The sequence below is a fragment of the Streptomyces sp. NPDC056224 genome (genome assembly GCF_042267665.1).
In the GTDB taxonomy this organism is placed as follows: Bacteria; Actinomycetota; Actinomycetes; order Streptomycetales; family Streptomycetaceae; genus Streptomyces.
This window is the reverse complement of record NZ_JBHJTK010000002.1, coordinates 374,430-393,259: the sequence shown is the minus strand read 5'-3', so window position 1 is coordinate 393,259 and position 18,830 is coordinate 374,430. Positions and strand designations below refer to the sequence as shown.

The following is an 18,830-nucleotide window of genomic DNA, read 5'->3' as shown; positions in this document are numbered from 1 at the left end:
GGGCTGTCCTCCGGGTCCGGCCCGACCCGGAGGACAGCCCCCGGGGGACTGACCGGGGAGGTCGGCCGGTCAGGCCCGGCCGCGGACCGGGCGGCGACGACGGATCACGTGGGCGCCCGCGCCGAGCGCCGCCGCTCCGACGAGGCCCGCACCGATGGCGGTCTCGGCGGTGGACGGGCCGAAGGAGCCGCCGATACCGCCCTGGGCGGGGTTGCCCTCAAGGATCCTGAAGCGGGCGGTGGCGACCAGGCTGTTGTCGTTGCACCTGACCTGCAGCGTGTGGTTGCCCGGAGAGGCGTGGTTGAAGATCCGGACGGTGGCGAAGCCGATCGACCCTGCGGAAAGGTTGGCCGGCGGAAAGTTGCCCGGCGAGGTGACGGTACCGCCGTGTCCACAGCCCGACGCGCTCACCTGCATCGTGGATCCCTGGTGCACGGCGAAGGGGTTGACCGAGACGTTGCTCGGTCCGCCGGCCCCGCCCATCGGGGAGTTCGCGGCGGCGATTGGGGTACTGAGGCCGATCACGGCGCAGGCTGCCGCCGTCACGGTGAGAGCGCGGAAAGCACGCATGGTGGAACCTCCAGCGGGAAGCGCCCCGGAGCGTCGGCCCCGGATGATCGACGAGAACGCCTCCCACGTCGAACCCTCGGGGCGGCCCGCAACCTCCGCATTTCCGCCTTTGGGCCGCCCGGTTGAGCGACACGCCGTAGCGCGCGCCGGGCAACTGACGGATCCGCAGGTCACGACCCGTCAGGCATTTATGTGACGATTACCTGGATGGGCGCACCCCTTCCGGCCCCTTCCGTGCCGCGCCACCCGTTCGCCCCTCCCCCCTCGCCGTCCTGCCTACGCACCCTTAGCGTGCGTGAAGTAGGGCGTACTGGGGCGGGACAGGAACGCGGGTCGGGACCCCCGCGTCGGGAAGGGAGAACGATGGGCGAGGACGAGACCGGCCAGTCACGCAAACGCTCACCGTGGGGCGTACTCGCCCTGGTCATGCTCACCGGCCTCGCGATGGTGCGGAACGGTGTGGACATCGACGACGGGCCGCCCCAGCCCACCGCGGCCTCGGCCGTCGCGGTGACCTCGGACCAGTTGCCGGCGAACCCTCCGGAGGCGCCCGCGGACCTGGAGGTACTGGAGCACTCCTCGGTGCAGCGCATCCGGATTCCCACGATCAACGTGGACGCTCCGGTCATGACGGTCGGTCTGGACGCGGAGGGCTGGATCGACGCGCCGCCGCCGCAGGACCGGAACCTGGCCGGCTGGTACCTCAACGGCATCTCGCCGGGCCAGCGGGGCTCGGCGGTGATCGTGGGCCACGTGGACAACGCGCAGGGCCCGGCGGTCTTCTACGGCCTGGGCTCGGTCAAGCCGGGGAACCAGATCGAGGTGGAGCGGTACGACGGGCGCACGGCGGTGTTCGAGGTGTACGGCGTGGAGGTGTTCTCCAAGGAGTCCTTCCCCGGTGCCCGGGTGTACGGGGACACCGGGCATCCGGAACTCCGGGTCATCACCTGCGGCGGCGGCTACTCCAAGGCCCGGGGGTACGACGGCAACGTGGTCGTCTTCGCCCGGATGGTGGAGGCCCGCTGAGCGGAGCGCGGCCGCCCCGCCGGGCAGCGGCCGCGCTCAGCGGGGCGGCAGCGTCGGCAAGGTCATCCGGTAGCCGCGCGCCAGTAGTTGGGGCAGGTACGAGGAGATCGCCTGGACGCTCTGCGAGCGGTTGCCGCCCGCGTCGTGCGACAGGACGATCACCCCGGGCCCGGCGCCCGACAGGACCCGGGAGACGATCGTCGCGGTCCCCGGCTCCTTCCAGTCCAGGGTGTCGACCGTCCAGGCGAGCGGCTCCATGCCGAGCTCGGCCCCGATCTCGAAGGCGGCCCGGTTCCACGCCCCGTACGGTGCCCTGAACCACACGGGCGCCTCGCCCACGGCCTTCTGTACGACCTCGCTCGTGCGGCCGATCTCGGAGACGAGGGCGGGCCTGCTGAGTTTGGGGATGAGCGGGTGGGTCCAGGTGTGGTTGCCGATGACATGGCCCTCGGAGACCATCCGGCGCAGCAGGCCGGGGTTCTCGACGGCCATCTCCCCGCAGACGAAGAACACGGCGCGCACCCCGTACCGGGCGAGGGTGTCGAGGATCCCCGGGGTGTAGCGGGGGTCCGGCCCGTCGTCGAAGGTGAGCAGCATGGAGCTCGCCGAGGCCGTGCCGCCGGGCGGCAGTTCCAGGATGGGGCGGGTCCGTACGGCGGGCTTCGCGGCGGGCGGGCGGGCGGGGGCCTCGGCGGTCATCGGCCGCAGCCGGTAGGTCTTCTCCAGTCTCGCTTCGGCGCTGAGCCCTGGCGCCCCCGCCGCGGGGTGCGGGACCGGACCGGCCGCGGGTCCGGGGGCGGGTCCGGCTCCGGCTCCGGCTCCGGCTCCGGCTCCGGCTCCGGCTCCGGGTTCCGGCGTACCGCCCTGGCCGCCGATGTCGATCAGCCCGGCGGCGGCTGCGACTCCGAGGAAGACGGCGGTGCGCAGGAGCGTGCGCCGCCCTACTGTCGGCTCGTCATTTTTCATTATTACTACGTATCAACGACATCGCCGCGGATGTCGAGAGGCGCGGACGCGCCTCCTCCCCCTCACCCGATCAGCCGCGCCGCACCAGGGGGAACGGAAGGGTCTCGCGGATCGTGAGCCCCGTGAGGAACATGACGAGGCGGTCCACGCCGATGCCCAGACCACCGGTCGGCGGCATCGCGTACTCCAGCGCGTCCAGGAAGTCGTTGTCGAGCTCCATCGCCTCCGGGTCGCCGCCCGCCGCGAGCAGGGACTGCGCGGTGAGCCGGCGCCGCTGCTCGACGGGGTCGGTCAGCTCCGAGTAGGCGGTGCCCAGTTCGGTGCCGAAGGCGACCAGGTCCCACCGCTCGGCCAGCCGCGGGTCCTCGCGGTGCTGGCGGGTGAGCGGGGAGACCTCGGTCGGGAAGTCCTTGTAGAAGGTGGGCAGCTGGGTCCGCTCCTCCACCAGCCGCTCGTACATCTCCAGGACCACGTCACCGCGGGTGTCCTCGGGGGCGTGCGGGACGGCGGCCCGGTCGCAGAGTCCGCGCAGGACGTGCTCCTCGGTGTCGGCGTCGACCTCCTCGCCGAGGGCCTCGCTGATCGCCCCGTACACCGTCTTCACCGGCCAGGACCCGGAGATGTCGTGGACGGCCGGCTTCCCGTCCGGCCCCGCCTTGTGGGCGACGGGCGAGCCGAACGCGGCGGTGGCGGCGCCCTGGATCAGCTCGCGCGTGAGGTCGAGCATGACGTCGTAGTCGGCGAAGGCCTGGTAGGCCTCCAGCATCGTGAACTCGGGATTGTGCTTGTAGGAGACGCCTTCGTTGCGAAAGGTGCGGCCCATCTCGAAGACCTTCTCCATGCCGCCGACGCACAGCCGCTTGAGGTACAGCTCGGGCGCGATGCGCAGGTACAGGTCGAGGTCGTAGGCGTTGATGTGGGTGCGGAACGGGCGGGCGTTGGCGCCGCCGTGGATCTGCTGGAGCATCGGGGTCTCGACCTCCAGGTAGCCGCGCTCCAGGAGCCCCTGGCGCAGGGCCTGCACCGCGCTGGAACGGGCCCGTACGACGTCCCGCGCCTCGGGGCTCGCGACGAGGTCGACGTAGCGGCGCCGGACGCGGGCCTCCGGGTCGGCGAGTCCCTTGCGCTTGTCCGGGAGGGGCCGCAGGCATTTGCCGGTGAGCTGCCAGGACCGGACGACGAGGGACGGCTCGCCGGACTTGCTGGTGCCTGCCTCGCCGCTGGCGACCACGTGGTCGCCGAAGTCGACCTGGGAGGTGAAGAGGTCCAGTGCGCCGGCCCCGGCCTCGTCGCGGGTGAACATCAGCTGTATGTCACCGGACCAGTCGCGCAGGACGGCGAAGACCACGCCGCCGAGGTCGCGTACGAGCATGACGCGTCCGGCGAGGGTGGCCTGTTCGCCGGAGCGGCTGCCGGGCGGGTGGCCGGGGTGCGAGGCCTCCAGTTCGGCCCGCAGCTCGGCCACCGTGTGGGTGCGGGCGGGGATGCCGACCGGGTAGGGGTCGGTACCGGCGGCCCGGATGCGCTCCGCCTTGGCGTGGCGCACGCGCACCTGCTCGGGCAGCCGCTCGGCGGGGACGGCCGCGCCCTCCTCCCCCACGGCGTCGAGGTTCATGGAGGCGATGGACGGCAGCCCCTCGGTGGTGGCGGGGTTCGTGAGGCCCTTGGGGTGGCCGTTGCCCCACAGGGTGCGCAGGCTGGGTACGGAGACGAAGCCCTCGGCGATGCCGGAGGCGAGGCTGACCCGGGCGAGCGATCCGGCGTCCTGGTAGCAGAGGAACCGGGGGTACCACTCGGGGCCGTACTTGACGTTCGAGCGGTACAGCGCCTCCAACTGCCACCAGCGGGAGAAGAAGAGCAGCAGCCTGCGCCACAGCTTCAGGACCGGGCCGGCGCCGATCCGGCCGCCTTCCTCGAACGCGGAGCGGAAGACGGCGAAGTTGAGGGAGATCCGGCGCACGCCCAGGCCCGGCGCGGCGGCGCAGAGCTGGGCGACCATGAACTCCATGACCCCGTTGGGGGCGGTGCGGTCGCGGCGCATCAGGTCGAGGGAGATGCCGTCCTTGCCCCAGGGGACGAAGGAGAGCAGGGCGATCAGCTCGCCGTCGGCGTCGAAGGCCTCGACCAGCAGGCAGTCCCCGTCGGCCCGGTCGCCGAGGCGGTCGAGGGCCATGGAGAAGCCGCGTTCGGTCTCGGTGTCGCGCCATTTGTCGGCGCTCTCCACGATCATCTGCATCTCGTCCTGGGAAAGGGCCCAGTGACGCCGGACGACGGCGGTGGCGCCGGTGCGCTTCACGCGGTTGACGGCCTGGCGGGTGACCCGCATGTCACGGCCGTCGAGGTCGAAGTGGGCGACGTGGAGGATGGCCTCGTCGCCGAGCTGGAGCGCGCTGAGTCCGGAGCGGGCGTAGGCGGTGGCGCCGTCCTCGGAGGCGCCCATGACGGCGGGCTGCCAGCCGTAGCGGCGGGCGACGGCCAGCCAGGCGTCGATGGCAGGGGTCCAGGCGGCGGGGTCGCCCACCGGGTCACCGCTGGCGAGGCAGACCCCGGCTTCGACGCGGTAGGTGACGGCGGCCTTGCCGTTGGGGGCGAACACGACGGCCTTGTCGCGCCGGGTGGCGAAGTAGCCGAGGGAGTCGTTGCGGCCGTAGGCGCCGAGCAGGGCGCGGATGCGGGGCTCCTCGTCCCCGTGCAGGGCGGCGGTCAGGCGCTGGGAACGGAACAGGGTCATGGCGGCGTTCAGCAGGGCGAGGGCGCCGAACAGGCCGAGCAGGAAGTAGAGCGGACGGGGCGGCCGGCCGTCGAACTGGCGGGCCGAGAAGAGGCCGCCGAAGACCTGCTTGGCGGCCCAGTCCAGCCACTGGCCCTTGGGCAGGGTGCCGGGGAACAGGGCGACGAGCCCCCAGCCCAGCAGCACGGCGGCGAGCATGCCGAGCCCGAGCACGATCATGGCCCGCCACAGGGCCCCGGGGCGGGAGGCCGCGTAGAACTCGTCACGGGCGGCGATCAGTACGGCCATGGCGGCTACGGCGAGGGCCATGGAGGGGACGCCGACCCAGTAGTCGCCGACGGCCATGTCCAGGACGTCGTCGAGCATCAGCAGGGCCAGATAGGTGACGACGATCCACCAGGCGACCTTCTTGCGGGTCCCGAGGGCCGCCGCGAGCAGGAAGAGGAAGACGGCGTAGGCGAGGTTCGCGCTGACCGGGACGACGACGAGGTCGAGGAAGCGTACGACGTGCCGCAGCAGGCGCCGCAGCGTCGGGGAGAGCGCCAGCAGGGCGCACAGCAGACCGAGCGCTCCGAAGAACGCCCCGAATCCGTCGGGCACCCGGTTCAGGAAGCGGTTCCGGGTTCCGCGCGTCTCCTCCACGGTGGCACTCATGGTTCGCACTGTAGGGAGGGCGGCGGTGGTCCGCGCGCCGAGCCGGATGGCCTCGGGAGGGTGACTGAGCACGTGAACAGGGATTCGAACGCGGTACCGGCGGCCCGAAGGTGATCCTGGCCGGGGTCGCGGACCGGACTCCTCGATGCGGGCTGCGGCCTACGCGGGCCCGGTCCGCTACTTCGCCATGGTGAGGCCGTCCTTGGCCGCGCCACGGCCGAGTACGGCCTCGCTGATCGCGTCCCGGGCGGTCTCGTAGTCGCTCTGGTCGGGGTCCTTGGCCAGAGCGGCGGGGAGGTTGACGACGCGGCCGGTGGACAGGTCCATCATCTGCGGCACGAACTCGGCCTTGGTGACCTGCCAGCGCTGTCCGGCGGCGGCCGGCGGGGCGAAGGTGAAGCGGCCGATCGAGCCGTAGTTGCCGCGCATGTCCCGCGCGCCCGAATAGTTGAACATCTCGCCGGCGACCTGGTCGCCCATGCCGTAGACGATCCAGGTCCCGTTGACCTTCTCGTACGCCTGCGGGATGTGCGCGTGCGTGCCGAGGATCATGTCGATGTCGGGGCGGCCGCCGGTCTGCGAGGCGGTCAGTGCCTTGCCGAGGGAGAGCTGCTTCTCGTCCGGGTCGGTCTGCCACTCCGTGCCCCAGTGGAGGCTGACCAGCACCACGTCGGCGCCCGCCTTCCGGGCCGCCCGGGCATCCGCGACGATCTTGTCCTGCTCCATCAGCCTGACCGCCCACGGCTGCCCCGGCGGCAGCGGGTACCCGTTGGTGTCGTAGGTGTAGGCGAGGTGCGCGACCTTCGCGGAGCCCGCCGTGTACGTGGTCACCGTGGCCGCCTCGGCCGCCGTACGGGCCGAACCGGCGTGCTTGAGGCCGACCTTGTCGAGCCGGTCCAGCGTGCGCCGCAGCCCGTCGGCCCCGTCGTCCAGGGTGTGGTTCGAGGCCGTGGAGCAGCCGTCGTAACCGGTGTCCTTCAGCGCGTCGGCCACGCTCGGCGGGGAGACGAAGGCCGGATAGCCGGAGAAGGGCCCGTCCTCCTCCCCGTAGATGGTCTCCATGTGGCAGAGGGCCAGGTCGGCCCCGGAGACCACGGGCTTGACCCCGGAGAACATCGGCCCGAAGTCGTGCCCGTCACCTCCCGCGTCGTTCGCCGCCCGCTGGATGACCGAGGTGTGCGGCAGTACGTCGCCGCTCGCGACCAGTGTGAACCCCTTGGCCGCGGGAGGGCCGGCGGTGGGGGCCCCGGGTCCGCCGGATTCCGCGAGGCGGGCGGGTGCCGGTCCCCCCGTGGCCGAGCAGCCTGCTGCCGCCGACAGCAGGAGCGCCGAGAGGAGGGCGACGGCCTGCCGGGTGCGCTTGGTCATCTGCCCCAGCTCTCGTTCGTACGACTATCGGACTCACAGGTAATCCACATAACGGGGCGTCGTAAGTCAAGGAAGGGTCCGTCCGCAGGACACGAGCCCACTCCGATGGGCGCTGCCGATGGCCGCTGCCACCGGCTGCCACCGGCTGCCACCGGCTGCCACCGGCTGCCACCGGCTACCGCCGACGGCTGCCACCGGCTACCGCCGACGGCTGCTGCCGTTCGCCGCGCCGTTCGACCGTTCACCGCCCCGCGCGGCCGCCCACCGGATGACGCGGGCGCTTGGGCGCACCACCGGGGCCGGACGGTTCCCGGTGGGCTCCGTGCAGGTCAGGGTGGATGTGTCGCCCTCCCGACGAACCTCCCTCGCCCTGGAAGGAGCCCCTCGTGCCGCTCTCCCCCGCCCTCCCCCGTACCGATCCCGACGCATTGGCCGAACTCCAGCGCGACCACGGGCGGGCCCTGTTCGGGTTCCTGGTCGGGCTCACCGCCGGGGACGCCCAGCGCGCGGAGGACCTCGTGCAGGAGACCCTCGTCCGGGTCTGGCAGCATCCGGAGGTCCTGTCGAGCGGGCACGAGTCCATGCGGCCCTGGCTGTTCACGGTCGCCCGGCGGCTCGCGATCGACGCGCGGCGGGCCCGGCTGTCACGGCCGCAGGAAGTGGACCCGGAGGGGCTGGAACAGGCGCCCGCCCCCGAGGACGCGGTGGCGGGGTCGGTCACGGCGATCGACGTCCGCCGGGCCGTCGGGTGCCTGGGCCCGGAGCACCGCGAGGTGCTGATGCAGGTCTACTTCCAGGACCGGTCGGTCGCCGAGGCCGCCGCCGAGCTGGGGATCCCCGCCGGGACCGTCAAATCCCGTACGCACTACGCCCTGCGCGCCCTGCGGAAGGACCTCCAGGGGTACGGGTACGGCCTCGGCGCCTGAGCTCCGGGGAGCGCGGCATCAGATCGGGGACCGCCTCGTACCGCCACGGACCGGACAGAAAGCGCATGGAATGAGGCATTAGACCGTTCAAGTTGAGTAAACATGCCCCGCTCCGTCAGCCGCTCGGTGAAGGCTCGGGGCTGACGGTCGGGACGCTCGATGCGCGGGAGAAGGTGGAACGGTGCAGCCCGAGGGTATGAACGGCACCAGTGACGGCGGGCTCGCGGTGCCCATGGCTTGGCTCTACGCCGAGTACATCGCAGACGAACTGCTGCGCACGGGCCGGCTGATCCCGGTCAGCACTCTGGAGTTCCGGGCCGGACGCGACACGCTCGCGCTGACCATCTACCTCTCGGACGCGGCCGGGGAGCTCTCCGGGATCCGGGTGGTCTCCCAGCTCGACGAATGGCTCTCGCTGACGGCGTACGGCCACCCGTGGCGCGACTGGGTGCACACCCGGTTCCTCGACCTGGGCGAGGAGGCCCGGGAGCGCGGCCGCGCCGAGGAGCCCGATCTGGAACTGGCCCGGGCGGCCTGGCGCTGGCTGGACCGCACCGAACTGTTCGCGACCAACCTCGACCCCGGACAGCACGGCCACACCGGCTCCCCGTTCGGACTGGACGAGAACGCGCGGGTGTGGACCCCTGCCTGGCAGCTCGGCCTGCCGCTGGGCCACCTGGCGATGCACCTGTTCTGAAAGGCCGCTACCGCGTCCGGCGGGGGCCCGGCGGCGCCTCCGCCGGATCCGTCACCAGCCCGGTGAAATCGGCCTCGTTGCGTTCGGCCCGCGTGACGTACCAACGGGCGATCAGCCACATCACCGGATACACCACCAGACCGAGAGCCACCCACAGCGGCGGCCCCGACGCGGTGCGCGGCAGCACCGACACCAGCGGCAGCGTTCCGACGAGCAGTGCGAGCGCGGCCAGCGCCCACGCCCCGGCCCGCAGCTGACTGCGCATGAGGGCGCGTACGTACGTGGCGCCGAGGGTGGTCTGCTCGGAGATCTCCGAGCGGGCGGGGGTGTGCGCGGGCGGCCGACGGCGGGCGCTCCGGGGTACCCCGGTGACGATCTCACGCTGGGGCGGCGCCTGCTGCTCCTCGGCCATGGCGTGGGAGTCTACGCAGCGCCCGGCTATTTGAGGAGGCGTGAGAGCCGCCGGTCGGCGAGCGGCTTGCCACCGGTCTGGCACGTCGGGCAGTACTCGAGCGAGGAGTCGGCGAAGGAGACCGAGCGGACGGTGTCCCCGCACACCGGACACGGCTCCCCGGCCCGGCCGTGCACCCGCAGCCCGCTCTTCTTCTCCGCCTTGAGCTTGCCGGCGGCCACCCCGTGCGTCCGCTCGACGGCTTCGCGCAGGGTGTCCCGGACGGCGGCGTGGAGGTGGGTCACCTGGTCCTCGTCGAGTGAGGCGGCCAGCTTGAACGGCGACATCTTCGCGTGGTGCAGGATCTCGTCGCTGTAGGCGTTTCCGATGCCCGCGATGACGCCCTGGTCCCGCAGCACGCCCTTGATCTGCCGCCGTTCCCCCGCCAGCAGGGCGGCGAAGGCCTCCCGGTCGAAGGACTCGGCGAGCGGATCGGGACCGAGCCGGGCGATCCCGGGCACCTCCTGGGGGTCCCTCACGACGTACACCGCGAGCCGCTTCTGGGTCCCCGCCTCGGTGAGGTCGAAGCCGCCACCGCCCTCCAGGAGCACCCGCAGCGCCAGCGGCCCCTTGCCGGGACGCGGCGGCTGCGCGGGCAGGGTGTCCTGCCAGCGCAGCCAGCCGGCCCGGGCCAGGTGCGTCACGAGGTGCAGCTCACCGATCCGCATGGCCAGGAACTTGCCGTGGCGGGCGGTGGCCCCGGCCGTCTGCCCTTCGAGAGCGGTCAGCGGCGGATCGTACGTCTTGAGCACGCTCACGGCGAGCGGGAGGACGCGCTCGACCACCCGCCCGGCGAGGTGCTCGTCGAGGTACTCCCGCAGGGCCTCGACCTCGGGCAGCTCGGGCATGGTCCCAGCCTGCCCCCGCCTCAGGCGAAACGCGAGCTGTGCACGGGTCCGGCCGAGCCGATCCGGTCGCGGGTCCCGGTGAGCCAGCCGGGGGCGACGGCCGCCGCGTAGGCCCGGAAGGCCTCGTCGGGATCGGGCGGGGTCTCGCCGTCGCCCTCGTCCGCGGCCGGGTCGGCCGAGGCGATGTCGCGGGCGATCGCCTCCTCGGGCCGCTCGTCGTCCTCCCACGGGGCGGAGACGAACTGCGCGAGCAGGGCGCTGAAGTCCGCGCTGACCGGCGGCGGGCTGGTCCAGCGGGTGACGTGCTCGTGCAGCACCTGCCCGTCGGCGCGCTCCCGCAGGCTCTGCGCGACCTCCGGATCACAGTCGTTCAGGTCGTACGCGACGACGAGCGTGTCGGTGCGCGCGGGCTCGTACGGTACGGCGGGCAGCCCGAGCACGGCCGCGGCGGCGAGGCCGAGGATCCGGTCGGACCGGCCCGGGAGCAGGGAGACGGTGCCCGGCCGCCGCCCCGTGGCGTCCAGGGCCAGCGCGAGCCGGGCCAGGCCGCGCCGGCACTGGTCGTGGCTGTCGCCGAGGAAGGCGTACCGTCCGGCCATGCCCTCGCCGTAGCCGTACGGGGAGTAGGTGCCCAGGAGCGTGCCGGTGAGGGCGAACTGCCAGCCGCGCAGGTCGGCGCCGTCCAGCGGGCCTGCGGCGGCGGCCAGCTCGGCGCGGGCCAGCATGCGGCGCTGCCGGGCGTGGGCCCGGCGCCAGGTCTCGTCCTCGGGGTCGGGCAGCCGGGCGGCGACGGCCCGGGCTGTGCGGAGGTCCCCGGCGAGCAGGGTGTGGTGGACCAGCAGGTACGTCTCGGGCCAGGCGGCCAGCCGGTCACCGCGCGCGGTGAGCAGCGCCGCGGCCTCGGTGTGCCGCTCCTCGTCCTCCAGCGCGGAGACCAGCTCGGCCAGCAGCGTCCGCGACTCGGGGACCAGCCGCAGGGCCTCGCGCAGCGGCGGGACGGCGAGGAAGGCGATGCCGTGCTCGACGCAGCCGTAGCCGAGGTCGTAGAGGGCCTGGGGATCGGACGGCCGCTTGGCGGCGGCCTTCGCGGCGGCCGCCAGGTCCTTGAACCCGGCGGCATCGGCCAAGGCCTTGGTGGCCTTGGCGAGTTCTGGGAGCGGTGCCGTCTCGGCGCGGGGTCGCAGGGACCGTACGGCTGCGGGCAGATCCCCGGCCTTCAGCAGGCGGCGGACGTCATCCATGGCGATAGTCATCGTCGCCGATCCTGCGCGACCGCCCCCGCCGCCCGCAACGCACTTTCCGCTGCCCGGTGCCTGCTTGGCGCCTGCCCGGGGCCTGCCCGCTGCCTGCCTGGTGCCTGCCTGGTGCCTGCCCGGCACCTCGGCTCCCGCTGCGGTCAGTGCATCAAGAACTCGCACCACACGCACTTGCCGCTGCCCCGCGACTCCACGCCCCATACGTCCGCCAGCCGGTCCACGAGCATCAGCCCGCGCCCCGACACTCCCGCCTCACCCGCCTCCCGACGCCTCGGCAGCGCGCTCGACCGGTCCTCGACCTCCACCCGCAGCCGCCGGTCGGTCCCGGTCAGGACCCGCAGGGTCACGATCGCCGGGCCGTCCGTGTGCATCAGGGCGTTCACGATCAGCTCGTCCGCGACGAGCTCGATCTCGTCGGCCCGCTCGCGCGCACCCCACGCCCGCACGGCCGCCCCGATCATGTGGCGCGCCGCCACCAGCGCCTCCGGATCCCCCGGCGCCACGTGCTGCCGGAGGCGGCCGCCGCCCTGCGGAGCGTCCGGTACCTCGCGGCGCAGCAGGAGCAGCGCCATGTCGTCGTCGCCGCCCCGCTCGTCGACGACCCCGCACAGCCGGTCCGCGAGGAGCTGCATGTCCGCCGGCCCGCTGCGGATCAGCGAGGTCAGGTGCCGGATCCCGTCGTCGAGGTCGGCGCCGGGCTGCTCCACCAGGCCGTCCGTGCACAGCACGATCGTTTCTCCTGGATCCAGCTCCACCGTCGTCACCGGGTACTCCAGGCGGCCGAACTCCGCGGAGAGGCCGAGCGGCATCCCGCCACCCACGCGGAGCCGGCTGCAGTCCCCGTCCCGGGTGCGCAGCAGCGGGTCCATGTGGCCCGCCCGGACCAGTTGGAGCACCCCCGTCGACAGGTCTGCCTGCACGTACGTGCACGTCGCGAAGCGGTCGGTGTCCAGTTCGTGCAGGAAGACCGAGGCCCGGGCCATGACCGTGCCCGGCGAGTGGCCCTCGGCGGCGTACGCGCGCAGCACGATCCGCAGCTGGCCCATCACCGCCGCCGCGTGCGTGTCGTGGCCCTGCACGTCGCCGATGACCGCGCCGACCCGGCCGCCCGGCAGGGGGATGACGTCGTACCAGTCGCCGCCGATGTCCTGGCCCATCCGGGCGGAGCGGTACCGCACGGCGATCTCCGCGCCCGGCACCGACGGGATCCGCCTCGGCAGCATGGCCTGCTGGAGGCCCTCCGCCAGGTCGTGCTCCTGTTCCAGCAGCATGGCCCGCTGGAGGCTCTGCGCGATGCTGCTGCCGAGGGCGACGAGCAGGTTCCGCTCGTCCTGGGTGAAGCCGTCCTTGTCCTGGTAGAGCAGCCCTATCGCGCCGATGGGCCTGGCCTGGGCGATCAGCGGCAGGTACGCGGCCGCCGAGATGTCCATCGACGAGATCTTCGCCCAGAGACCGGGATAGTCCTCGGCGAACTCCTGCGCGGAGTCGAGGAAGCGTGGCTGGAGCGAGCGCACGACCTCGCTCATCGGGTACTGCTCGTCGATGCGGGTGTACCGCGTTCCGGGTACGAAGCTCCCCGTCGGCCCCTCGGCGACGAGGTGGATCCGCCCGGCCTCGACGAGGCCCATCACCATGCCCATCGAGCCGAGGCGTTCCAGCCCGTGGGCGTCGCCGAGCGCGTCGATGACGTCCTGCACGGTGCGGGCGTGGGCGAGGGCGGCGGTGGTGCTCTCGACCACCGACGTCTGGCGCCGCCGCTCCTCGTCGAGGCCGAGACGTTCCGCCGAGTGGCTGAGCTCGTCGGTCGCGTCCCGGACGATGCCGATGATCCGGTACGCGCGCCCGTCCCGGTCGCGCATGACGCGGCCCTGGGTGTGCGTCCAGCGCATCCGCCCGTCGCGGCAGCGGATGCGGAAATAGGCTCCGTAGTTGTCCTCGCCGCTCTTGAGTGCGCTGGAGACGAGGGCGTCGAGCCGGGCGGCCTCGGTGGGCGGGACGCGCGGGGAGAGGGAGTCGGGCCGACCGTCGTACTCGTGGGGGGCCGTGTCGAAGACGTCGAGGGCCGCCTCGTCCAGGTGCAAGAGCCCCGTGACCAGGTCCCAGTCGAAACTGCCCATGCGGTTCAGCGCGAGCGACCGGTCCGGGTGTGCGGGCCAGTCGTCCGGCAGCGATACGGTGGTCGGCACCGATCCACCATGACACACGGGCCGGTCAGGCGCTCTCCAGCGGATATCCCGGGTCGGAGGGCGGCGGCTGCTGCCCGTCCGGGACGGCGCCCGGGCCGGAGGGGTCGTACGGGGGCTGCGACGGGTCGGACGGGACGTCCGTCGGCACGTCCGCCGGCACGTCCGCGGGAACGTCCGAGGGCAGATCGGACAGGGGCAGATCGGACAGGGGCGGGTCGGACAAGGGCGGGTCGGACAGCTGGTCCGAGGGCGGCACGTCCGAAGGCGGCAGATCCGAGGGCGGCACGTCCAGCGGCGGCACGTCCGACGGCTGCTCCTGCTGCTGCGGCGGCGGGTCGGCCAGACCCGGCGGCACGGCCGGATTCTGCCGCTGCCCCTCGCCCGGACCGGCCGGTGCGCCCGGTGGCCGCGGCGTGCAGTCCCCGGCCCCGGGCGTCGGGGGCGCGGTGCGGGCGGGGCTGTTCGCGCCGGGCGTCGGACAGGGGTCGCCCGGCTCGGCCCCGGGCGGGTTGACGGGCCCGGCGGGGATGCCGTCGGCGGGGTCGAAATCGGGCAGCAGCCGCGGGGGCCGGTCCTGGGCGCCGTCGTCGCCCCTCCTGCGCTCGATCCAGGTGTTGTCGGCGATGTTCACGATGACCAGGTTGTTGATCACGTGGGTGGTGGGCTCGATGACCACGACCTGGTTGGGCTGGTAGCCGTTCCACGGGTCGCCCTTGTGTACCGGGGAGCCCTTGGGCGCGCGGGGGGCCAGCAGCGGGTTGCCGCAGGCACAGCGGACCCGGGGCATGCCGTGCTCGTCGACGAGCACGGCGGTGCCCGCCTGGAGGACGGCCTGGAAGCTGTCGGCGCGGCCGTCGCGGAAGCCGTGGCTGGTCACCCGGGTGTCGGCGCGGAGCACTACGGGGGTGAGGCCGCGAAGGAAGTCCGGGATCCTCGCCTGTTCGATGTCGGAGGCCTGGGCGAACGCGCGGGCCTTGGCGTTGTCGGCGGTCAGATAGCGCACCTGCTGCTCCACGTCGCAGCTGCCGAGCCCGTCGGTGCCGCCGTACAGGCCGGGGGTGGCCGCGTTCACCGTGCGGATGCCCTGTCCGGTCCGGTTGGGCAGCGGGGGCTGGACGGGGGCGGACTCGGAGGTGGCCGAGGTGGCGGTGAAGGGCGCGGGGCCCGCGGCGGCCACGGGCTGGAGGTGGACCTCCTGGCTCTCGGATCCCGCAGCCCCCTCGCGGGGCTCCTCGGAGCCGCCGCACGCCGCGGCGAACAGGCCGAGGGCCGCGAACAGAGCGGCCCCGGCCGGTGCATGACGGCGCGGCGCCTGACGAGGTGTCGGAGGTGTCGGTGCGTGCACGTGTTTCTCCCTTGTCGCCCCGGTTGCTCCCTCTTGTCTGCCTCATCCTCGGCACGGCCGCAACCGGAGCGCGTCTTGAACAGGTTCAAGAAATCCCGTAGAGTCACGGCTGCGGGTTGAACGCGTTCAAAGCGTTCGGCCGCGACGGGGAGGGGAGTCCGTGGTGACGGTTCTGGTGAACATGACCGTCACCCCGGGCAGGTTCTACGTGGTCCCGGCCGGGTCGCGCCAGATCGACCCGGCCGGGCTGCGCCGGACCGCCCGCCTGTGGCCCTGGCCCGTCGCCCTGGGCGCGGCCTGTCTCCGGCTGCCGCGCGGAACGCCCGCCACGACGCCCGCCGCGCTGTACGGCGCGACCTGCCTGCGCCTCGCGGCGCGGACATCGGCCGGACCCCTGCTCGGCCGTCCGGGCCCCGCGGACGTCGCGGCGGCCACGGCGCTGGTCTCGCCGGCGATCGCCGCGGCCGCCCCGGTTCGCCGAGCACGCCGGTATCCGGCCGTTCGGCTTCGACCTCGGCTTCGACCTCGGCATCGACCTTGGCATCGACATCCCGGCGCCCACCGTGCCCCACTTCCACGATGCGTCCTGTGCTCGGTGCCTGGCCTGGCGCCGACTGACCGCAGACCGAAGGGAGACCACTCCATGACCCGCCTCATCAGCGCCGGCCGGGACGCCCTCAGCTACCCCGACCGGGGAGCCACCGCCGGGCGGCCGCTGCCCGCCGGATACCACCACCTGCACCACCGGGTCCGTGTCGGGCACGGCCGGTCCGCCTTCGAGGCCGCCGGCATCGCGGTGACCACCTTCCAGGCGCACCGGTCCTCGGGCATGCGGGTCCGCGGTGACGTCGGCGGGACGGTGGCCGTCCGCCCCGGCAGCCGGGTGACCGTCGGGATCGGATGGGGGCCGCTGCGCATCGAGGCTCCGTGCCGGGTGGTCTGGACGGCGTGCGAACCCGCGCGGATCGGTTTCGCGTACGGCACCCTGACGGGCCACCCGGAGTCCGGGGAGGAATCCTTCATCGTGGCCGTGGACCCCGACGGCACCGTGTGGTTCACGGTGACCGCCTTCAGCCGGCCCGCCTGCTGGTACACCCGCCTCGCGGGCCCGGTGATCCCCTTCCTCCAGCTGCGCTACGCGCGCCGGCTGGGCCGCCACGTGCGCAGGCTGGCCACCGCCGCCTGACCGGTCCGATACTGGAGGCGATGGACTGGTTCACGGCGCCCGGGTACTGGCTGGCCCGGCTGGTCTTCCAGCGGGCCCTCGCCGGTGTCTACGTCTTCGCCTTCGTCGGGGCCGCCCTGCAGTTCCGGGCCCTGATCGGGGCGCGGGGCATGCTGCCCGTACCGCGCTACGTGCGGTACGTGCCCTTCCGGCGCGCCCCGAGCCTTTTCCAACTGCGCTACTCCGACAGGCTGTTCGCCGGGTGCGCCTGGGCCGGGGCCGCGCTGGCCGGCGCGCTGGCGGCCGGGGCCGGGGACGAGATGCCGCTGGGTGCGGCCATGGGGATGTGGGCCCTGCTGTGGCTGCTCTACCTCTCCATCGTGAACGTCGGGCAGACCTGGTACTCCTTCGGCTGGGAGTCGCTGCTGCTGGAGGTGGGCTTCCTCGCCGTCTTCCTGGGCAACGCCCGGGCCGGGCCGCCGGTGCTGGTGCTGTGGTTGCTGCGCTGGGTGCTCTTCCGGGTGGAGTTCGGAGCCGGGCTGATCAAGATCCGCGGGGACTCCTGCTGGCGCAAACTCACCTGCCTCTACTACCACCACGAGACGCAGCCGATGCCGGGGCCGCTGAGCTGGTTCTTCCACCATCTGCCGAAACCGCTGCACCGGGTGGAGTGCGGGGCCAACCACGTGACCCAGCTGGTCGTCCCGGTGTTGTTGTTCACTCCGCAGCCGGTGGCCTCGTACGCCGCGGGGATCATCGTGGCGACGCAGCTGTGGCTCGTGCTGTCGGGCAACTTCGCCTGGCTGAACTGGCTGACGATCACGCTGGCCCTGTCGGCCGTGGACTTCACCGGGCTCGCGGGCGCTCCCCCGGCCGGGGCCTCGCGGCCGGCGCCGGTGTGGTTCGTGGTCCTGGTCTGCGCGGTGACGGTGCTGGTGCTGGTGCTGAGCCGGCATCCGGTGCTCAACATGGTCTCGCGCCGCCAGGTGATGAACCGCTCCTTCGACTCGCTCCATCTGGTCAATACGTACGGGGCGTTCGGGTCGGTGGGCCGGATCCGGGACGAGGTGGTGGTGGAGGGCACCGCCGACCGCGTGCCGCACGCGGACGGGGACTGGCTGGAGTACGGCTTCAAGGGGAAACCCGGTGAACCGCGCAGGATTCCGCGCCAGTACGCCCCGTACCACCTGCGCCTGGACTGGCTGATGTGGTTCGCGGCGCTCTCCCCGGGCTACGCGCGGGACTGGTTCGGGCCGTTCGTGGAGCGGCTGCTGGCGGGCGACCGGGACACGCTGCGGCTGCTGCGCCACAACCCCTTCCCGGACGCACCGCCCCGCTATGTCCGCGCCCGGCTGTACCGCTACCGGTTCACCACCTGGCGGGAGCTTCGCGAGACGGGTGCCTGGTGGCACCGCACACTGCTGCGCGAGTACCTGCCGCCCACCCGGCTCGCGGAAGCCGCCTGGTCAGAGCCCGAGTAGGGCGGTCTCCCGCTGCGCGTCGAGGCCCGGCGCCGGCCGGTCGGCACGCTGCGGGGCGACCCCGCCGAGGCTCTGGAGCCAGGCCCAGGTGTCGGCCACGGTCTCCTCGACCGGGCGGCACTTCAGGCCCGCCGCCAGGGCCTTGGACACGTCACCGCCGTGCATGTGGCCGTGGGCCTCGCCCTCCGGTATCCAGACGGGCAGCTCGGTCCAGGGCTGTACGCCGGCCTCCAGGAGCGCGGCCGGGTCGGTCCAGCGCAGTTCGGCGGCGCCGCCGGTGGTGGCGGCACAGGCCTCCAGCAGGCTGCCCATCGTGGCGTGCCCGGCCGGCGAAACCAGGTCGTAGGCGCCGCCGTGCCCGGCGCGGGCCGCGTCCAGGGTCCAGCGCGCGAGGTCGCGTACGTCGATGTACTGGAGCGGGAGTTCGCGCGGGCCGGGGGCGAGCACCGGGCCGCCGCGGGCGGTGCGGTTCAGCCACCAGGGCAGCCGTCCGACGTTCTCGTACGGGCCGAGGATCAGCCCGGCGCGCACCAGCAGGGCACGGTCGCCGAAGGCCTCCAGCGCGGCCAGCTCGGCGCCCCGCTTGTCCTCGGCGTAGGCGATGGAGGCGGCGTCGGGCGAACCCTCGACGAGCGGGCCGCTCTCGTCCTGGCCGGCGGGGGCGGGGTAGGCGTACACGGAACGGCTGGAGACGTACGCGTACCGCCCGGCACGCTCGCGCAGCAGGCGGGCGCTGTCGCGTACGGCGGTGGGGGCGCCGCCCCAGGTGTCCGCGACGAGGTCCCACTCACCTTCGGCGAGGGCGTCCAGCCCACCGGGGGCGGTGCGGTCGCCGTGCAGGGCGCGTGTGCCCGGCGGGGGCGCGTGGTGGCCGCGGTGGAAGACGGTCACCTCCCAGCCCCGGTCGAGGGCGTCCTCGGTGATCGCGCGTCCGACGAATTCCGTTCCACCCAGCATCAGCAGCTTCATGCGGCTCAGCCTGCCGGGGCGGCGGGGCGGCGGGAAGCCGTGATCGCCGTCAGCGATCACGCTCGTGGCGTAGGCGGTCCGGGAACCTGGTGCCGCGCCGCCCACGGGACAGGACAGCGCCCCCGGTGCGGGTCGGCACGGGGGCGCTCTGTACCGCTCTTCTGTGAGGACCGGCCGGTCTGGACCCTCCG

The 18,830-nt window shown here is 73.3% G+C and carries 15 protein-coding genes; 5 read left to right on the top strand and 10 right to left on the bottom strand.

Features of this window, described 5'->3' with window-relative positions:
• Window positions 1-69: 69 nt before the first annotated feature.
• Complete coding sequence (locus ACFCZ1_RS05765; RefSeq protein ID WP_376677095.1) at window positions 70-570, bottom strand: hypothetical protein; 501 nt, start codon at window positions 568-570, stop codon at window positions 70-72.
• A gap of 363 nt (window positions 571-933) precedes the next feature.
• Here ACFCZ1_RS05765 and ACFCZ1_RS05760 point away from each other — a divergent pair, with 363 nt between their 5' ends.
• Window positions 934-1,596, top strand: coding sequence for a class F sortase (locus tag ACFCZ1_RS05760; protein ID WP_376677094.1), 663 nt, complete (start codon window positions 934-936; stop codon window positions 1,594-1,596).
• A 36-nt stretch (window positions 1,597-1,632) separates the two neighbouring features.
• Here the strand turns inward: ACFCZ1_RS05760 and ACFCZ1_RS05755 are convergent, their stop codons facing one another.
• The 3 genes from ACFCZ1_RS05755 to ACFCZ1_RS05745 form a co-directional block, all read right to left on the bottom strand.
• Window positions 1,633-2,562 carry a polysaccharide deacetylase family protein gene (locus tag ACFCZ1_RS05755; protein ID WP_376677093.1) on the bottom strand — a complete coding sequence of 310 codons (930 nt, stop codon included), beginning with the start codon at window positions 2,560-2,562 and terminating at the stop codon, window positions 1,633-1,635.
• A gap of 70 nt (window positions 2,563-2,632) precedes the next feature.
• On the bottom strand, window positions 2,633-5,947 hold the full coding sequence (gene lysX / locus ACFCZ1_RS05750; RefSeq protein ID WP_376677092.1) for a bifunctional lysylphosphatidylglycerol synthetase/lysine--tRNA ligase LysX: 3,315 nt from the start codon (window positions 5,945-5,947) through the stop codon (window positions 2,633-2,635).
• Between the two features lie 177 nt (window positions 5,948-6,124).
• A complete protein-coding gene (locus tag ACFCZ1_RS05745; protein WP_376677091.1) occupies window positions 6,125-7,315 on the bottom strand; it encodes a CapA family protein in 1,191 nt (396 codons plus the stop codon).
• Window positions 7,316-7,701: 386 nt separating this feature from the next.
• On the opposite strand from ACFCZ1_RS05745, the gene ACFCZ1_RS05740 reads away from it, so the two are divergent.
• A complete protein-coding gene (locus ACFCZ1_RS05740; protein WP_376677090.1) occupies window positions 7,702-8,241 on the top strand; it encodes a sigma-70 family RNA polymerase sigma factor in 540 nt (179 codons plus the stop codon).
• 196 nt (window positions 8,242-8,437) lie between these two features.
• Entirely contained in the window at window positions 8,438-8,938 is a 501-nt protein-coding gene (locus tag ACFCZ1_RS05735) for a hypothetical protein (RefSeq protein ID WP_376677089.1), read from the top strand.
• A 7-nt stretch (window positions 8,939-8,945) separates the two neighbouring features.
• Here the strand turns inward: ACFCZ1_RS05735 and ACFCZ1_RS05730 are convergent, their stop codons facing one another.
• From ACFCZ1_RS05730 to ACFCZ1_RS05710, 5 genes are all read right to left on the bottom strand, one after another.
• Window positions 8,946-9,350 carry a hypothetical protein gene (locus tag ACFCZ1_RS05730; protein WP_376677088.1) on the bottom strand — a complete coding sequence of 135 codons (405 nt, stop codon included), beginning with the start codon at window positions 9,348-9,350 and terminating at the stop codon, window positions 8,946-8,948.
• Window positions 9,351-9,376: 26 nt separating this feature from the next.
• Entirely contained in the window at window positions 9,377-10,237 is an 861-nt protein-coding gene (locus tag ACFCZ1_RS05725) for an Fpg/Nei family DNA glycosylase (RefSeq protein ID WP_376677087.1), read from the bottom strand.
• A gap of 20 nt (window positions 10,238-10,257) precedes the next feature.
• The gene (locus ACFCZ1_RS05720) at window positions 10,258-11,490 is read right to left on the bottom strand and encodes a hypothetical protein (protein ID WP_376677086.1); all 1,233 of its coding nucleotides are present in this window, start codon (window positions 11,488-11,490) and stop codon (window positions 10,258-10,260) included.
• Window positions 11,491-11,633: 143 nt separating this feature from the next.
• Window positions 11,634-13,697, bottom strand: a complete 2,064-nt coding sequence (locus ACFCZ1_RS05715) for a SpoIIE family protein phosphatase (protein WP_376677085.1) — start codon at window positions 13,695-13,697, stop codon at window positions 11,634-11,636.
• Window positions 13,698-13,704: 7 nt separating this feature from the next.
• Window positions 13,705-15,024 carry a DUF6777 domain-containing protein gene (locus ACFCZ1_RS05710; RefSeq protein WP_376677084.1) on the bottom strand — a complete coding sequence of 440 codons (1,320 nt, stop codon included), beginning with the start codon at window positions 15,022-15,024 and terminating at the stop codon, window positions 13,705-13,707.
• Between the two features lie 643 nt (window positions 15,025-15,667).
• Here ACFCZ1_RS05710 and ACFCZ1_RS05705 point away from each other — a divergent pair.
• Entirely contained in the window at window positions 15,668-16,210 is a 543-nt protein-coding gene (locus tag ACFCZ1_RS05705) for a DUF1990 family protein (RefSeq protein ID WP_376677083.1), read from the top strand.
• 20 nt (window positions 16,211-16,230) lie between these two features.
• On the top strand, window positions 16,231-17,670 hold the full coding sequence (locus ACFCZ1_RS05700) for a lipase maturation factor family protein (RefSeq protein ID WP_376677082.1): 1,440 nt from the start codon (window positions 16,231-16,233) through the stop codon (window positions 17,668-17,670).
• Here the strand turns inward: ACFCZ1_RS05700 and ACFCZ1_RS05695 are convergent.
• Window positions 17,656-18,639: an NAD-dependent epimerase/dehydratase family protein gene (locus ACFCZ1_RS05695; RefSeq protein ID WP_376677081.1), complete on the bottom strand. Its 984-nt coding sequence runs from the start codon at window positions 18,637-18,639 to the stop codon at window positions 17,656-17,658. The two genes, ACFCZ1_RS05700 and ACFCZ1_RS05695, sit on opposite strands and share 15 nt — an antisense overlap.
• Window positions 18,640-18,830: the final 191 nt, after the last annotated feature.